This is a genomic window from Halomicronema sp. CCY15110 (genome assembly GCF_016888165.1).
GTDB lineage: Bacteria > Cyanobacteriota > Cyanobacteriia > Phormidesmidales > Phormidesmidaceae > Halomicronema.
Genome location: NZ_JACSWC010000320.1, coordinates 1 through 16872, shown reverse-complemented (window position 1 = coordinate 16872; position 16872 = coordinate 1). Strand labels below are relative to the sequence as shown.

At 54.5% G+C, this 16872-nt stretch carries 17 protein-coding genes; 12 read left to right on the top strand and 5 right to left on the bottom strand.

Features of this window, described 5'->3' with window-relative positions; translation table 11 throughout:
• The first annotated feature begins 141 nt into the window (after window positions 1-141).
• The 3 genes from gpmI to JUK32_RS15060 all read left to right on the top strand — a co-directional run bounded on the left by gpmI (window position 142) and on the right by JUK32_RS15060 (window position 3836).
• Window positions 142-1743, top strand: coding sequence for a 2,3-bisphosphoglycerate-independent phosphoglycerate mutase (gene gpmI, locus JUK32_RS15070; protein WP_204139687.1), 1602 nt, complete (start codon window positions 142-144; stop codon window positions 1741-1743).
• Window positions 1744-1860: 117 nt separating this feature from the next.
• Complete coding sequence (secG, locus tag JUK32_RS15065) at window positions 1861-2103, top strand: preprotein translocase subunit SecG (protein WP_204139686.1); 243 nt, start codon at window positions 1861-1863, stop codon at window positions 2101-2103.
• Between the two features lie 257 nt (window positions 2104-2360).
• Entirely contained in the window at window positions 2361-3836 is a 1476-nt protein-coding gene (locus JUK32_RS15060; protein WP_204139685.1) for a CoA-acylating methylmalonate-semialdehyde dehydrogenase, read from the top strand.
• 47 nt (window positions 3837-3883) lie between these two features.
• Here JUK32_RS15060 and JUK32_RS15055 read toward each other — a convergent pair whose 3' ends face one another.
• The 4 genes from JUK32_RS15055 to JUK32_RS15040 all read right to left on the bottom strand — a co-directional run bounded on the left by JUK32_RS15055 (window position 3884) and on the right by JUK32_RS15040 (window position 9056).
• Window positions 3884-4330, bottom strand: a complete 447-nt coding sequence (locus JUK32_RS15055; RefSeq protein ID WP_204139684.1) for a ubiquinol-cytochrome c reductase iron-sulfur subunit — start codon at window positions 4328-4330, stop codon at window positions 3884-3886.
• A gap of 294 nt (window positions 4331-4624) precedes the next feature.
• Window positions 4625-5080 (bottom strand): ubiquinol-cytochrome c reductase iron-sulfur subunit, encoded by a 456-nt coding sequence (locus JUK32_RS15050; RefSeq protein ID WP_204139683.1) that lies wholly within the window; start codon window positions 5078-5080, stop codon window positions 4625-4627.
• Between the two features lie 177 nt (window positions 5081-5257).
• Window positions 5258-6952: a cytochrome c biogenesis protein gene (locus JUK32_RS15045; protein WP_204139682.1), complete on the bottom strand. Its 1695-nt coding sequence runs from the start codon at window positions 6950-6952 to the stop codon at window positions 5258-5260.
• Between the two features lie 184 nt (window positions 6953-7136).
• Window positions 7137-9056 (bottom strand): cytochrome c biogenesis protein ResB, encoded by a 1920-nt coding sequence (locus JUK32_RS15040; protein WP_239112684.1) that lies wholly within the window; start codon window positions 9054-9056, stop codon window positions 7137-7139.
• A gap of 699 nt (window positions 9057-9755) precedes the next feature.
• Here JUK32_RS15040 and JUK32_RS15035 point away from each other — a divergent pair.
• From JUK32_RS15035 to JUK32_RS14995, 9 genes are all read left to right on the top strand, one after another.
• Window positions 9756-10757, top strand: a complete 1002-nt coding sequence (locus JUK32_RS15035; protein ID WP_204139681.1) for a globin family protein — start codon at window positions 9756-9758, stop codon at window positions 10755-10757.
• Window positions 10758-10784: 27 nt separating this feature from the next.
• The gene (locus JUK32_RS15030) at window positions 10785-11429 is read left to right on the top strand and encodes a cytochrome c3 family protein (protein ID WP_204139680.1); all 645 of its coding nucleotides are present in this window, start codon (window positions 10785-10787) and stop codon (window positions 11427-11429) included.
• Window positions 11426-12238, top strand: coding sequence for a hypothetical protein (locus tag JUK32_RS15025; RefSeq protein ID WP_204139679.1), 813 nt, complete (start codon window positions 11426-11428; stop codon window positions 12236-12238). Before JUK32_RS15030 ends, JUK32_RS15025 begins: the two co-directional genes overlap by 4 nt.
• A gap of 113 nt (window positions 12239-12351) precedes the next feature.
• A complete protein-coding gene (locus JUK32_RS15020) occupies window positions 12352-13005 on the top strand; it encodes a DUF3365 domain-containing protein (RefSeq protein ID WP_204139678.1) in 654 nt (217 codons plus the stop codon).
• Between the two features lie 452 nt (window positions 13006-13457).
• Window positions 13458-14189, top strand: coding sequence for a hypothetical protein (locus JUK32_RS15015; RefSeq protein WP_239112683.1), 732 nt, complete (start codon window positions 13458-13460; stop codon window positions 14187-14189).
• Window positions 14190-14412: 223 nt separating this feature from the next.
• Complete coding sequence (locus JUK32_RS15010; protein WP_204139677.1) at window positions 14413-14892, top strand: thioredoxin domain-containing protein; 480 nt, start codon at window positions 14413-14415, stop codon at window positions 14890-14892.
• Between the two features lie 55 nt (window positions 14893-14947).
• Window positions 14948-15166 carry a hypothetical protein gene (locus tag JUK32_RS15005; protein ID WP_204139676.1) on the top strand — a complete coding sequence of 73 codons (219 nt, stop codon included), beginning with the start codon at window positions 14948-14950 and terminating at the stop codon, window positions 15164-15166.
• 5 nt (window positions 15167-15171) lie between these two features.
• Complete coding sequence (locus JUK32_RS15000; RefSeq protein ID WP_204139675.1) at window positions 15172-15390, top strand: hypothetical protein; 219 nt, start codon at window positions 15172-15174, stop codon at window positions 15388-15390.
• Between the two features lie 11 nt (window positions 15391-15401).
• Window positions 15402-16280 carry a ChaN family lipoprotein gene (locus tag JUK32_RS14995; protein ID WP_204139674.1) on the top strand — a complete coding sequence of 293 codons (879 nt, stop codon included), beginning with the start codon at window positions 15402-15404 and terminating at the stop codon, window positions 16278-16280.
• Between the two features lie 189 nt (window positions 16281-16469).
• On the opposite strand, the gene JUK32_RS14990 is transcribed toward JUK32_RS14995, so the two are convergent.
• Window positions 16470-16787: a pentapeptide repeat-containing protein gene (locus tag JUK32_RS14990; protein ID WP_204139673.1), complete on the bottom strand. Its 318-nt coding sequence runs from the start codon at window positions 16785-16787 to the stop codon at window positions 16470-16472.
• Window positions 16788-16872 lie beyond the last annotated feature (85 nt).

The following is a 16872-nucleotide window of genomic DNA, read 5'->3' as shown; positions in this document are numbered from 1 at the left end:
ATAAGATTCAATTCTCAAATCGACTATCGTTTTCTGTTGCAAACATAAAAATTGCTTATTTCCGCAGGTGATTATACCTAAAAACCTGATGGTATGATTTCTTCAGAAATTGTCTAGTAGTTGCAGGAACCCTATAAGCCAATGACTCAAGCGCCTATTCCACCGATGGTGCTCATTATCCTAGACGGGTGGGGATATCGAGAAGAGGCTGACGGCAACGCTGTGAGTGTTGCCGAAACTCCGGTGATGGACAGTCTCTGGCACGCCTATCCCCATACCCTGATTCGGACATCGGGCAAAGATGTTGGTCTGCCCGAAGGGCAAATGGGGAATTCGGAAGTGGGTCACCTCAATATCGGGGCCGGTCGGGTCGTTCCCCAAGAGCTGGTCAGAATCTCCGATGCCATTGAAGATGGCAGCATTCAAGAAAACGAGACCATTTTAGAGCTGTGCCAAACGGTGCGCTATCGCAACAGCAAGCTGCATCTCGTGGGGCTGTGTTCTGATGGTGGTGTGCATTCTCACCTCAATCACCTGCTGGGCCTGCTAGAGATGGCTAAGGCTCAGGACATTTCTGAGGTCTGTATTCATGTCATTACCGACGGTCGGGATACCAAGCCGACTGATGGCTACCGCTCAGTGCAGGCCATTCAAGACTTTACCGAGCAGCACGGGATTGGTCGTATTGTGACCCTGAGTGGTCGCTACTATGCGATGGATCGTGATCACCGCTGGGATCGCATCAAAAAAGCCTATGACGTGATGGTGACTGATGGCGATGGCGACGGTCGCGCCGCCGTCGAAGTGATGCAGGACGCTTACGCGGCGGAAATTACGGATGAGTTTATGGATCCCGTCCGCATTGCGCCGGGGGCGATTGAAGCCGGTGATGGTGTATTGTTTTTCAACTTCCGTCCAGACCGGGCGCGACAGTTGACCCACGCCTTTTTGGACCATGAGTTTGATGGGTTTGAGCGATCGCTGATTGAGCCCCTCAGCTTTGTCACCATGACGCAATACGACTCGCAGTTGACGGCAGCGCAGGCGGCCTTTTCGCCCCAAAACCTCAACCGTATTTTGGGAGAAGTCATTGCCGATGAAGGGTTAAAGCAATTCCGCACCGCAGAGACGGAAAAATATGCTCACGTTACCTACTTCTTTAATGGCGGGTTAGAAGAGCCGTTAGCGGGCGAAGACCGGGAGTTGATTCCGAGTCCCCAAGTGGCGACCTACGACAAAGCTCCGCCCATGTCGGCGTCTCTCGTAACCAATACCGCGCTCACCGCTATTCAGAAAGGCATTTATTCGCTGATTGTGATCAATTATGCCAATCCGGACATGGTCGGCCACACGGGTAACTTAAACGCCACGGTGACGGCGCTGCAAACCGTGGATACGGAACTGGGGCGGCTGCTAGAAGGCATTAGTCAGGCCGGTGGAACGGCGATCATTACCGCTGATCACGGCAATGCCGAGTACATGTGGGATGAAAACCACAAACCCTGGACGGCCCACACCACTAACCCGGTGCCCTTCATCCTGGTCGAAGGGGAAAAGCTCACAATTCCTGGCCACGGCACAGAGGTAGAGCTGCGTACGGATGGTCGTTTGTCTGACATTGCGCCGACGATTCTGGATATCCTGAATATTGACCAACCTCAGGAGATGACAGGGCGATCGATGCTGCTGAATTCTGCAGTGGATATCAAGGCGAACCGCACGCCCGTGCATGTAGGGCTGTAAAAGACGTTGTTGGCCCCACCGCTTGGGCAAACACACGCCGCAAGTTAGTATGTTTAGAGAAAGTGCCGCTCGGCAGAACGGTCATTTCCTAAGTGTGATGTTTGGCGCAATTAATCTATGGCTATAGTTTCGATCATTCAAATAGTCTGGACGGTATCGGCAATCGGTTTGTCGGTGTTAGTGTTGCTGCATAGCCCCAAGGGTGACGGTTTGGGCGCTTTGGGCGGGCAGGCACAATTATTTACCAGTACCAAAAGTGCTGAGACGACCTTAAATCGAGTCACCTGGACATTGACCGCATTGTTTATGGGACTGACGGTGGTGTTAAGCGCGGGTTGGCTGACGCCCCCGGCGGGCTAAGGGCCGTAGCCGCAATCACGCCATTATTCGCAACAGACCCTGTGAAGCGCAATGCTTCCAGGGTTCGTTTGTTAGAGTCTCAATTTTCCGCTGGCATCACGCCTTGGTTTGCGTCCCACGACAATCACCGAGCTAAGTCCGGCAGCGAAATTCCTAAGGGTGATGCGAGGTGTCCCCAACAAAGTGATACCTGATCGGGCTGCAACCACTTTTGACAATTCATTGTTCACGCGAGCAGGGTGCTCACAAATACCAAGATGTCTGACGCTATCCTCAAAAACTACATCAACGGTGAATGGCGACTTTCTGAAGCGAGCGATCGCCTTGCCGTGTACAACCCGGCGACAGCTGACGTGCTGGCCGAGGTGCCGCTCTCCCCAGGCACGGAGGTTGATCACGCGACTGCCGCCGCTGCTCAAGCCTTTACCACTTGGCGGCGAGTGCCTGCTGTGGAACGGGTGCAGCCTTTGTTTAAGCTCAAGAGCCTGCTGGAATCGCACGCCGACGAAATCGCCCGACTGATTACCCAAGAATGTGGCAAAACTCTGAAGGAATCGCGAGGGGAATTGCAACGGGCGATCGAGAACGTCGAGGTGGCCTGCGGCATTCCCACCGCCATGCAGGGTACGTTTTCCGAAGATATTGCTCGCGGCATTGATGAGTTTATGATTCGCCAGCCGCTGGGAGTCGCGGCGGCGATCGCCCCCTTCAACTTTCCGGCGATGATTCCGTTTTGGTTTTTGCCCTATGCGATCGCCTGCGGCAATACCTACCTCGTCAAGCCGTCCGAAAAAGTGCCCCTGACGATGCAGAAAATCTTTGAACTGATTGACCAAGCGGGTTTTCCACCGGGAGTAGTGAACCTGGTTAACGGGGCGAAGGAAACGGTGGATGCGATTTTGCAACATCCCGAGATTCGCGCTATCAGCTTTGTGGGCTCTTCGCCGGTCGCCCGCTACATCTACAGCCAGGCGGCGGCCCACGGCAAACGGGTGCAGTGCCAGGGTGGCGCGAAGAATCCGATCATTGTGCTGCCCGATGCTGATATGGACATGACCACTCGCATTGCCGCCGACAGCGCTTTTGGCTGTGCGGGGCAGCGCTGTCTGGCGGCCTCGCTGGCAGTCACGGTGGGCGCAGCACGGGAACCGTTTACGGCGGCGATCGCGGAAACTGCCGCGCATCGCATCACCGGCAATGGCTTGGATGCAGCGGTGCAAATGGGGCCAGTGATCACCGCCCAGAGCCGCGATCGCATTGAGGCCCTGATTCAACAAGGTGCCGATGAGGGCGCAAAAGTCCTGGTGGATGGTCGCCAGCCACAAATTGCCGGGTTAGAGCAAGGTCATTTTGTCAAACCTACCATTCTGCAAGATGTGCCGCCCGATGGCGCAATTGCCCACACAGAAATCTTTGGCCCGGTGTTGGGGCTGATGCATGTGGAGACGGTAGAGGACGCGATCGCTCTGGTGAATCGGAGTCCCTGGGGCAACATGGCCTGCCTGTTTACCAGCAGCGGGGCCGCCGCGCGCAAGTTTCGCTCCGAGGCCGAAGCGGGCAACATCGGCATCAATATCGGGGTGGCCGCGCCCATGGCCTTTTTCCCCTTCAGCGGTTGGAAAGACAGCTTCTTTGGCGATCTCCATGGGCAAAGTCACCATGCCGTCGAGTTCTTCACCCAGACTAAGGTGGTGATTGAGCGCTGGCCCAAAGAGTGGAGCCGCCAGTTCTGATCGATGGCGCTGTTGCTGACCATGCTGGGAGCTAGTTCCCACTTGACTTACACTTTGACCAAGATTTGATCCCCTTCAATTTTGCTCTCAAACTGCGCTAACGGTTCCGCAGATGGGCCTGAGGCGACTGTGCCATCCAGGTTGAAGAACGAGTCGTGGCAAGGGCAGACCAATTCACCTTCCCCCCACTCAACGGTGCAGGCCGCATGGGGACACACCGCGTTGAACGCGATCACCGCGTCCGCTGTGGCCGGATCGCGAATTACTATCACCCGAGCTCCTTGGAATCGCACGTTAGCCAGGAATCCAGCCGCATCGAGGTCGGCAACGGTGCCAATGACCGCAAAGCCATCCGCCCGAACGGTGGCTTCGCTGTCTGCGGGTGCATCCGTCGGCGCGTCTGCTGTATCTCCCTGACAAGCCGCGATCGCGATCGGTAGCGAACTCGCAAGCGCCCCCACGCCCAGCCAATTTGCAAACTCACGTCGATTCACTGCTCAGTTCCCTTTTTGATGATTAGTTCAGTGATCCAAACACAAATCACAGACCACAAACTGTAAGCATTGCCGCTTTTCTATGCGGCGTCACTGAGCAATGAGATGAAACCCCCTCATCCCAAACCTTCTCCTCGGATAAGGGTGTTTCCTCGAATTCGGCGACGCCGATATAAAATCACCTGTCCCACCCACGGCGAGGCAGAACAGGTGATTCAGACACATGATCATTGGTGGCGATCGCGGCCTAGCAGCGCTGGGACTCGCTAGCCCCAGAGTTATTAGGGGGCATGCCTAAACTCTGACCAACACTTGGTCGCCTTCGATTTTGGCTTCATAAACGGGGAGCGGGGAACTTGCGGGCCCGGAAGCCACAGTGCCATCAGTACTGAACATTGAGGCGTGACAAGGACAAGCGAACGCACTGCCGTCCCAATCGACCGTGCAACCCTGGTGCGTACAGAGGGAATCGACGGCAATCAGGGTGTCAGGATTATCCGGAGAACGGGTGACAACCACCTGAGTGCCCTGGAAATTGCTGCTGGCCAACGCCCCAGCTTCATCTAATTCGGCAACCGTGCCAATGGCCTCAAACCCATCTTCGGTCGGGGCTGCATCAGTGGTGGCGGTCTCGTCAGCCGTTTCCTCAACCGGGGCTTCAGCCGTACCACCGCAAGCGGCTAAGGCGACTGGCAGCGACGTTGCTAGGGCTCCTACGCCCATCCAATTTACAAACTCACGTCGATTCATCGAAATTTTCTCCTCTCAAAGGTTTGATATGACAGTGTAGCCAGGTTTTGGGTGTCAGGTCAGGATCAGCCGTGGGGGCGCACTGGCCACAATTTTCAGGTCAATGACATGCGGTTGCGCCCCGCTATTCCAACCCAGAAACCCTTTTGCCGACCTTGAAACTCTAACGCTGTCAGTTTACAGATTTTCGACGGTGGTCAGCGGCTCGGAGCGCTTAAACCAACCGTAATGGCGGGCCGCAGTCGCAAGTACCATCAGCAGATCCAAGCCAACGACGCTGGCAATCAGTAGTTCCGAACCGCCGGTGCCAAAGCCGTAGCTGTGAAGCCCCGTACCCAACACGAAGTTTACGCCGTACCAAGCCATTAACACTGCATTAAACGACACGATACTGGCCACGTGAATGCCGAAGTCGCCAATCCAGCCGACCAACCGACCGTGGAGCGGTGCAAGGTAGCAGAGCAACGCAATGAGCGCCCAGGTTTCTTTGGGATCCCACCCCCAGAAGCGGCCCCAGGAAAAGTGCGCCCAGATGCCACCGAGGATGATGCCTGCGGTCAGCAACAGCACGCCCACTTGCAAGACTCGATAGTTCAACTGCGACAGAGTTTTGATGCGCTGCTTGGCTTGGGGGGTAAACAAATAGTTGAACAGGGCCACGTGACCGACGCCGAGGGCCAGGGCGAAACTGGCGTAGCTGAGGGTGATGGTGGGGACATGGATGCTGAGCCAGAAATTGTCGCGAAGGACCGGCACCAGGGGGGCAATGCTGGGGTCGAGCACGGCGGGCAAACTATCGGCCAATACCAGACACACCACCGAGAGGGGGGCTGCTGCCAACAGGTAAAAGCGCTTTTGGGAAAAAACTTCCAGCAGTAGGGCGATCGCCATAATGCCAAACCCGACCCAGACCACCGACTCATACATGTTGGTGACGGGAGGGCGATCGGCAATCTGCATCCGCAGGAAGAAACCGTAGGTCTGGACGACAATCCCGGTCGTGAATAGCCCGATCGCGGTCCAGTAAATATTCCAGCGTTTGATCCACTGGCTGACGAGCAATACGGTGAAGGCGATCGCGTACAGTTGCCACGCCTTGGCAAAGGGGTGGAAGTGGTTGAAATACACTTCCCGGCCCATCACCGCATCGGTAGGATAAATATCCGGGCTCAGCTGCTGGAGGCCGGCCTTGAGCTGCTCGGCCAAAGAGGCCACCATGGGAATGTGGGTCGCGCCGCCTTGCAATAAGGTCTGCTGCATCATGGCAAAAGCTGCCAAGAGCGGGGCCGCCTGCTCTGGTGAATAAAGCTTGGTGGTTTCGTCGAGGCTGCCCCATTTACCCTTGCGATCGTCGGGATGCGGCACAATGGGCAACTGGCGATCGCCCACCGACTGATACAGCAAATTCAGCCGCCCTTCGATCGTCAGGGCCTCACGCTCATTGCGACTGAGATCGACCTCGTTCAGTTCTTTGCGATGGGCCTCACCGACGATCGCGGCTAATTCCCGATTGGCCATCAGTTCCTGAAAGGTGAACTGCTTGCGCTCGATATCCAGCCCAGCGGCTTCCTTCAGCGGTCGATAGCTGACCAGCACAAACGGCTCTTCGTTCCAGTTACGGGTGTTGAACCACATAGCCAGGTACGTGCTGAGCGCATCTTCTCGGGTGCCCTCAGCCGATTGGTAAGTGGTGGAGCCGTGAATTTTGGCCACGGTTTCCTGCGCCACAGTATCCAGAGGCTTTTTGCGCCCATCCAGCTGTACGGTCAGCGATCGCAGCGAGTCTAGCCCGTCGGGCTGCCACTGACTGATGGGCCACACCAGCAGCAGGGCTCCCAACACCAGACCAATTAGAAATGTCGTCAGTTTCATAGCGCTCTCAGAAGTTCAGAATGCAAAAGTTCAGAATGCAGAAGTTACATGTGTTGTTCAGAGTGCGGCAGCCGGAGCATCAAAGGACGGAGTGGGAACTGTGGGGAAGCGGCACCGGTCAACCTCATTTGCCTGCGATGGTCTAATCGCGCCCCACCCAGCTACCCAATCACCCAGCTACGCTCTATTTGCCAAACACCGCCAAGATCGGAATCGTCCCCACGGCTTTTTCTTCAGAGCCTTCATCCATCGGTGGCTCCGGTTCGGTTTGGGGCGATCGCGTCCACTGTCGCCACCGTTTCACCAGGCTTGGCCCGTAGAACATGACGACAATTCCCAGCACGACTAGCAACGACCCAGTCCAGGTCAGAGCGGTCACCCACCAGGGTTCGCGCTTGAGTTGCAGGGTGGACTGTTGCAGATCGCCGGGATTCCAAGAGGCTTGGGCCAGCTTCCAACCCCGAAACCAGGTGGGATGGTTCATCCACACGGAACGCGGCGCGGCGGTGTCCGTTTGGGGGTCAAACAGCGTAATGTCGCTGGTCCACATCGCCACCGATTCACTTCCTTCGTTACGCTCCACAATGAACTCATTGAGCTTCACGTAGAAGGGGAGCTCCAGCAGCTTGGGGGTGAACGCCGCAAAATACTCGCCGTTAGCGGTAGCCAATGCGGTGGGTTCGCCCCAGGGCAGCCAAAAATCTTGACCATCGGGGGTCGCTACATGCAGTGCGGGAGCGCCTTCGGCGGCCATCGTACCGGCAGCCACTGGCATCACGGGCACAATTTGGCGCTGCACTTGGGCGTGATCTAGCTGCTCCACCAGAGAAATCTGAAAATCAGCCCAGCCTGGCGATATCGATTGTCCGGGCGGCAACTCACCCGACTTAAAGCCCTTAGAAGAGGCGGCAGCGTAGAAAATCTGATGATCGGGAGCGGCCACCAGGCGAAAATAGTCGGTCGGGGTCGCCGCTGGCGGTTCATAGGTCAGGGCTAATGCAATCTGATCATTCGATCGCACCGGTGGCAGTCCAGCTTTGCCAAATACGAACCAGCGCTCTTGCTCGTCACCCTGGGTCACCAACAGCTGCACTGCCGGATTCCGAAATTGGTCGGACGCTGAGGTGGGCTGACCGTCGCTGCCGAGGCGAAAATCTGGCCAGACGTTGACCACCGTTAAAGCCAAGTCAGGACTCAACGCTAGCGTTTGCCCGACCGTTGGCTCTACATCAATCGTGCGATCGCGGCTTTGGCCAGCAATTTGACGAATTGCCAACGTTCCCATGGGATTTTGCTCTGGGCTAGGAGCCCGCAACAGCTGCTGTAACTCCGCTTCGTCGGACGCGGCAAACAGCTCCAAATGGGCTGGGCCAATGTCCATCTGACTGTAGGCAGCCGGCGCGACAGCAAGCCAACGCTCTAAAGTTTGCCCCATGCGATCGCTGTGCAGTTGTACCTTGACGGCCAGATTGTCCACCACGCCATCATTGGTAAACTGCACCGTCTTGATGGCGTTATCGCTGTAGCCCAGCAAGGACAAGCCCCCAAACTGACGGGGATAAACGGCACCGTCGGGCTTGATAAAAATGTCGGTTTGTTGCCGCGTCTGGTCAGGGGCGACAACCTCTAGCAAATCGCCTTCGATCCGAATCTGGCTGCCAGGGGCACTATCAGTCCGCACCAGCAACATCCCTTCAGTACTGAGATGAATGACTGCCGCTGACCCGGCAATGATGACAATGAGTCCCCAATGGGTCAAAGCGAAACCGATTTTTCGCGGGCCTTTCCAGGGAAATCGACTGAGGGTTGAAATCCCTAAATTCACCGCCAGTAGGAACATCAAAGCTCCAAACCAGGCGCTTTTATAAATCTCTCGCTGCACTGTTGGCGAACCGACTTCAGATTCGTAAAAAGTCGCCCCGATCAAAATAACCGCGATCGCAACTAACAGCGGCACTGCCAGGCGAATCGATCCTAAAAATCGGACAAGTTTGGATTCCATGGCAAAATCTAGCAGAGCAAAACCATCACAAAGAAGCTGGTAAATAGACTCGACGAGGGCCGCGATCGCTTCTGTATTAGCAACTACAAAAAACAGTTGCAAATTCTCTCTATGCATCAATAGCATGCGTTTTCTGCATAAGAGAAAAGCGAGCATCATCGCGAAAAAGTCATCTCGCAACCGATTTTTCGCCCCGGCCAAAGGCTTTCGACCTGAGTTAGACCACATCGTAGGCACAACTCTTCTGGGTTCAAGGCCAGCAGCGCCGATCGCAAGCGGCTGGTCTTGAACCCTCTCCCCTTTCAAAATAGGGAGCAATGCCAGCTTGTCAAACCGATGCCGTTGAGGGCCTTCATGACATAGGCCTTGCCACTCACTTCCCATAAACCTCATCAAATCACGGTAGGAACTTCAAGGAGAATGAGTGAACCGCATCGAATTGATGCGAAAGTCGAATGGTCAATTGTTTTTTAGTCGTTTTTGTTACAAAAAAAGCCTTTACATTTCCCTTACGTTGAGCACAATCAAATCAATATCATCAGCAAATGGCGAATTAATTAGCTCTGACAATTTGCCTCCAGGTTGATGCGAATCAAAGATTTGACTGACGGCATTTGCTAGCAATTCAGCAATGTGATTGCCGTGCAAATCAAGATTCAGAAAACTCAAGTAACCAATCTGGTTTGGTGGCCAAAGGCTTCACAAGTTTTTGTCTTGAAACGGCCAAGATTGGTTCTCTGATTTTTGCTTTTTTTGGTGTTTGTGTGAATTTGCTTAAGCTAGGAGATTTGGAGAACGTTTATGGCTTCTGATTTGCAGGTTGAGCTCTTAGAAAGCAGTTTTGAGAAGGCTAAACCCCAAGCGAAGGAGTTTGTTGCCAGTTTCTACGAAAATTTATTTACTGATTATCCGGCTGCTAAGCCCTTGTTTACCCATACCAATATGGCTAAGCAGGAAACGATGCTGTTGGAGTCCCTAGTCTTTGTAGTGGAGAACTTGCGCCAACCAGAGTCTTTGAGTAAGGCGCTCAAGGGTTTAGGGGCACGGCACATGAAGTACGGTGCCTTGCCCGAGCATTACCCATTGGTCGGCAACTCTTTGCTAAAAACCTTCGGCCAGTACTTAGGCGATGACTGGACTCCAGAGACTCAACAGGCCTGGACCGATGCCTACGGAGCCATCACGACAATTATGCTCGAAGGCGCTGATTACTCCAAAGAGGACGTTCAGTTAGAGCCACCGTCTGCCGCCGAGGTGGATGAAGCGACCGGGTTAAAGATTCAACTGCTAGAAGAGAGCTTCGGCAAAGTCGCTCCCCAGGCTAGCGAGTTTGCCAGCCGCTTTTATAACAACCTGTTCACTGACTATCCGGCGGCTAAGCCTTTGTTTACCCATACCAATATGGCGAAGCAGGAAAAAATGCTGCTGGAGTCTTTGGTGTTTGTGGTGGAGAACCTGCGCCAGCCAGGAGCCTTGACCGGGGCCTTAGAAGGGTTGGGCGCTCGCCATGTCAAGTATGGCGCCTTGCCAGCGCATTATCCGCTAGTGGGTAATTCATTGATCAAAACCTTTGAACAGTTTTTGGGTAGTGATTGGACAGATGAAGTTAAGCAGGCTTGGGTGGAGGCCTATGGGCTAATCACTACAGTCATGCTGAAGGGGGCCGACTATGACCAAGCGGACGTGCAACTGGGGACGACCGCCGCTGTAGAAGCACCGGACAGCAATATCAGCACTGGGGCGGCAGCCGGCGTCATTGGCGGCGGCGTCATCGCTCTGATTGTCCTGTTCTTGTTGGTTTAACGCGGAGGATTGCACGGAGCAAGATCGATGGCGTTGAGAGGCCAAGCATTAAGATGGCGATCTTTTTTTAACCTAAAGACCGCGATCGTCCTGGCGTGTATTGCCTTAGTGGCCTGGTTTGGAGCAGCCTTTGCTTTAGATAACAAGCAAGTCTTTTTGCCAGGAGAGACCTCTGTGGGTCACTACATATTTGAAACCTCTTGTGCCTCTTGCCATGAGGGATTTAAGCCAGTGAGTAACGAAACTTGTATGCGCTGTCACGAGGCCGAAATGGCGGAAGACAAGCATGGGCCGAGCAAGTTTCGGGATCCCCGTTGGGCCGGGGAGTTGGAAAAAATTGAAGCCCTGACCTGCACCACCTGTCATAACGAGCATGTCCATATGTTTGGGCGGGGGGTGCATTTGCAACCCGACCTGTGCATGAATTGCCACCAAGGCATTATTGAGGGCGGCCTCAAGAGTCATGACGGGTTTGCGGCCGATGGCTGCTGGACTGCGGGTTGCCACAACTATCACGATCATCGTTCGATCTCGACTGGCTTTTTGATTGAAAACATCGATCAGCCGCCGATGCTACCCGTACAGCAACTGCCCGATCGCTCGGTGTTCACCAAGGTGGAAACCGCCCCGAATCCTGATCTCACGCAAGAGTTTTTGGGAGGTGGGACATGACTCTGATTCGTTCATTGGGCCGCCTCGTCGTCATCGTCGGTATTCTGCTAGGGCTCACCTGGGGCGATATAGACTCGGCTTTAGCGAGCCCGGTTGACCAAGCTCAGATCGATGAAGCCACCCAGCTTTGGCAAACTAGTGCCCACGCTTTTAATGAAATCAATTGTTCCAGCTGTCATGAGTCAAAGGAGACGAAGGAATTTGTGGCGCAGCCCGGTGTGGAAAGTTGTCAAACCTGCCACGAGCAGGATGTTGATACCTTCTTACTCGGTCAGCACGGCATTCGGATGTTGGAAGGGGAGACACCCCTCACGCCCGCAATGGCTCGACTCCCGATGCAACCGGATGCGATGAATCGACAAATGACGTGTAATAGCTGCCATGACGTCCATTCGGTCAACACGATGCAAGCGGCAGTGGATTCTTGCTTGAGCTGCCATAGCGACAATCATTCGTTGAATTATGGCAACTCCCGCCATGCTGACCTCTTTGCGGTCGATCGCAATTTGCCTCGCCCCTCAGCGAACTCGGTCAGTTGTGCTACCTGTCACCTACCGCGCCATGAAACGGGCTCAGGCGATAACGCGATAACGCTGGTCAACCACAACAACACCTACACGTTGTTGCCTCGCGATCGCATGGTCAAAGACGTGTGCATGAACTGCCACGGCATGGAGTACAGCTACAACAGCATTTTTGACGATGACTTGGTGGAGGCTAACTTTGATGCCCCGCCGACCCTGGCCCTCGAAACCTTTGAGTTGGTGCGCGACTTTGAGGCGCGTCGCACCGATCAAGGGGATGGTTAGGGCGATCGTCAAATCCAGCGTTCGTATCCTACGAACAATTTCACCCCACACATCACGATCACGTAACTTTTGCAACTTCGTTTGCTGATTTCTAAACAGAGGAGACAAGCCCAATGGCACTTGTAGAAAAATGGATGAATACCCTGCGCACTCGCACAGTGGCTTTCATTGCGATCATTATGGCCGTTTCGGTCACGGCTGTTGCTTGCGGGGGCGGCGGTACTACCGCCACCGCGACGCCAGGCATTTCGCCTGAGCTCGTGGCTGACTACATTCACACGGTGATGGAAGCTGACCGGACTGCATATACTCGCCACGTGGTGAGCCGAGTGAACATGTTGGAAGGTAAAGAAAACCCTGATGGGGTAGTGCCCGTTGAGGCCACAGAAGCCTGGCAGCAAGGTTCAGGCATTCCCCTACCAGCCCAAATGTTCCGACTGGGTTCTGAGATTGCCAACGAGAAAGGGTATTTCACCTATAACTTGATTTCTCCCTGGTATATCAACGACAGCCACGCGCCGAAGAATGACTTTGAGCAAACGGCGATGGATGCGGTAATTGAAACTGGCGAATCTTATAAGGATTACCAGGAAGTCGGCGGTCAGCAGTTCTTCTCGGCGCTATATCCCGATATTGCGGTCGCAGAAGCTTGCGCCTCCTGTCATAACACTCACCCCGTTCACATGGAACGTTATCCCGACAAGCAGTTTGTGGTGGATGACGTCATGGGCGGCGTGGTGATCAACATTCCCCTGGAAGGAGCTTAAGCGCTAATTTCCAATCGGGATCTTAGGGAATCGGAACCTTGTATTCAAGTTTTGGCCAGGACTGGACGATGCTAGGTGGTCGTTCAGTCATTCCCTAAATGCTAATGGTGATTGACGTTTACCCAGTGTGAATCACCGCTAACGCTAGTTCCCAGGTAACTAGCACTTCACGTCTCCTAGTGAAGCCAACTAGAGGGGGGAGTGACACCATCTCCCTTCTCTAGCTCCCTGGGTCAGTTAGCAGTTACCACTGCTCTTGAGACATGACTTTTTATGACCACAACGGATCGGCCCGAGGTTCACAGTTAGCAATTCAGGTTGCCACCTGTCGCTATAGTCCCCAAGGGACTTAAGGTTTGCTTGAGTTTTTCCCTGGGAGTCAGCCCCCTGAGGCATTGACCACGGACTGGTAACCTCGCCTTCCTGTTTTTCTATTGCATTTTTCTTAAGTCATGAGCAAGCCTTTTCACTCCCGCGATATTACCGATACGACCCAACTGTCGGCAGCGACCAACTCTAGTGCTGGGGATGACCTGGTTACGCCAGCTGCGGCGATCGCGCCGCAGCGCCGGAAACCGATGCGGCCTCGGGGTATTCAGCCTGGGTTCAAAGTCTTAATCGGGTTAACGCTGTTAACGGCGCTCTTGCTGGTGCCGTTTGCCCTAAGCGATGCCTATTTTGATTGGTTGCGATCGCAATCGTTCGATCTGCATCAGTTTATTCGCGGTGAGCTTTATAAGCAGAGCACAGGCTATGCCACCCTCCTGTTTGTGGTTCTGGAAATGTTGTTGACTGTCCGGAAGCGGGGACGCGGGTGGATTGCCAGCATCAAACTACCGGGATCAATGATGTTTTGGCGCAGCCTCCACATCTTTGCGGGGGTCGCCCTGCTGGGGGTCGTGCTGATTCACACCTTGGGGGCCAATGGCCTGAACTTTAACGCGGTGTTTCTTTGGGTCTTTTTTGCCACTACGCTGACGGCGTTGGTCGGGGTCGTGGCCGAAACCGGCGTCTTAGAATCTACCCGCAGTTATTTTGGCAAGTTACCAGGGTCTAGCACCGTGCTAACCAAAGGCCCTCTCATCCGTGGCTTACGGGCTCTGTGGCTCACTAGCCACATCTTTTTTGTGGCGGTCTTTGCCGTCATGCTCGTATTTCACATCGCTCTGGCGTATTACTACTAATCGTTGCCATGACAGCTTTATTCCAGTGGTTGGGCAACCGCGTTGAGCGGTGGGTATCGCAAATCATCCTGGCGTATTACGACTAAATCCCATGACTGACCAGATTCGTTTGCTGGAAGATAGCTTTGCCAAGGTCAAGCCCGAGGCGATGGCGTTTTCTAATGGTCAGCGACCCGCGATCGCTCCCTGCTGAAATCCTGAAATTCATCATTCCCATCCCACTATGACCGTGAATCGTATTTCTGCTACTTCCGATGTGAATCGCCGCAGCCTGTGGGCGATCGCACTGATCGCGACGTTTGCGATCGCGGCCTTTTGGCTCACCCGTCCGGTGACCGGTGCCCAGAGCCTTTCCCCCGTATCGGGCCTGATGACGCTGAAAGCGAGCGCTCAAGCGGCGATGCCCTACGAGTCCGCGATCGCCAATGGCCGACCCACCTTGATCGAGTTTTATGCCGACTGGTGTACCACCTGTCAGAGCATGGCCCCCACCTTGCAAGCCATCCATCAAGACTATGGGGCGTCTCTAAACTTCGTCATGTTGAATATCGACGACCCCCAATGGCGCGCCCAAGTGCAGGCGTTCAACGTGACGGGGGTGCCGCATCTGGTGCTACGCAAAGGCGTAGGGGAGGTGGCCGAAACCTTTGTCGGCAAAGTGCCCAAATCAGTTCTTACTCAAAGTCTACAGCCCCTGTTTTAGGCAACTGAGCAACCGCGTTATTCCACCCTAATGACCGTTATTGAGGAACTGCATCATGTCTCATCGATTGATGAATCGGCAACACCGCGATCGCACCGCTCCCCCAGACTCTATACCCACAGGCGCACAGATTAGCCGCTATGTCTCAGGACTGCATCACCACATGGTGCAAACGGCCCAACCGTGGCGACAGACTGCCAGTAACGCTGGCTTAGTCCGCCACGAAACCCAGTACTCTCGCTATCTTGCCAATTTTTCTTCATCCGAGGGTTGACGATTATGGCCATTCTCAATCGCTTGCTAAACCTGTTGAAACTGCTGGAAGAACTGGTTGCATTTAGCGAATTTTTAACCACCCCCGTCGGCACCATTGGCATCTTTTGCTTACTGAGCTATCAAGCCTTTGCCCTGATGGGGTGTGATGTCACCACGGCCACGATTTTGGCGAGTACGGCAGCACTGACTCTATACTGCACAATGAATCGGCCAACTTATTAATTTCTGGCATCATGACACGACGTTTTCGGCAATGGGGCTTTGGCTGGGCCATCTTGGGGGCCGTGTTTATCACGTCTCCTTTGGCCTGTTCCGCAGATGACGCCCTTACGTCAACTGAACAACCTGCCGCGATTTCCAGCGTGCAAGACGACACCTTTGCCGCGTTGCGAACAGCCGATGTGGTGTACTTGGGTGAGCGTCACGATAGCGCCGCCGATCATGCTGCCCAGCTAGAAATTATTGAGGCACTGCACGCCGAAAATCCCGATCTTGCGATCGCCCTAGAGATGTTTCAGCGGCCGTTTCAGCCCGCGATCGATCGCTACTTGGCGGGCGAAATCACTGAAGCGGAACTGGTAGCCCAAACGGAATATCTGGAACGGTGGGGCTTTCCCTGGGAATTTTATGCCCCCTTTCTGCGTTTTGCCCAAGCGAATGACCTGCCCGTGCTGGCCTTGAATGCCCCAGCAGAAATCACCCGGCAAATTGCGCGGGAAGGCTTGGCGAGCCTGGCGGGGGACGACTTTCGCTACATTCCCCCGCTAGCGGACATCGACACCAGCAATGAAGACTATCGAGACTTTGTCGCTGCCGCCTTTGGGGCTCACGGGGCTCACGGCGACTTCAATCTCGACAACTTTTTTGCCGCCCAAGTGACCTGGGATGAAACCATGGCGATGACGATCGCAGACTTCAAAACCGCCAATCCCAATACGCAGGTGGTGGTGTTGGCAGGTAATGGACACGTCATCTACGGTCACGGCATTCCCGATCGCGTGCAGCGCCGCCTGGGCGATGACTTGACTCAGCACATCGTGGTACTCAATCCCATCAACTTTTTTGAAGAAGAAGGGGGCGCGATCGCCGACGCCTTCTGGTACAGCGAGTAGCTTGCAAAGGTGGCATCCCCAAGCTTTGGGATGGCGAGGCGTGTCCTCTGATCAAGTCATGGACCGCCGAAACCGCTATCCAAACGGGAGGGTAAAACCTGACTTATCCCATCACAAGGCCAGGGCCAATACTCACCCACCCTGCGACCCAACTACCCTGCGACCCAACGCCCTGACTACTCCATCACTCTACCGATCTACATTCAGCGCGCCCTGCTGCCGCAACCACCGCTTTTGCTCATCCGCTAAACCAGAGGCATCGGTAAATAAAGCCCCGCGCACGATCGCCTGATCAAAGCAAGCGCCATTGAATTGGGCCTGTTCAAAGTTCGCCTCACGGAGATCGGCTCCGCTTAAATTCGCCAAACTGAAGTTCGCTGATTCGCAATTGGCTCCGTAAAGCGAGGCTTGACGCAAATCCGCCCCCATCAATACCGCATTCCACAGATCAGCCCAGTCGAGTTGCGCCGCGATCAACACCGCGCCCGTCAAGTCCGCTTCTGACAATTCACAACTGATACCAATTCCCTATGAGGTGAAGCAGAATATAGGAGTACTGATTTCAAGCACAAAAGATGGCTCGTCCACTCAA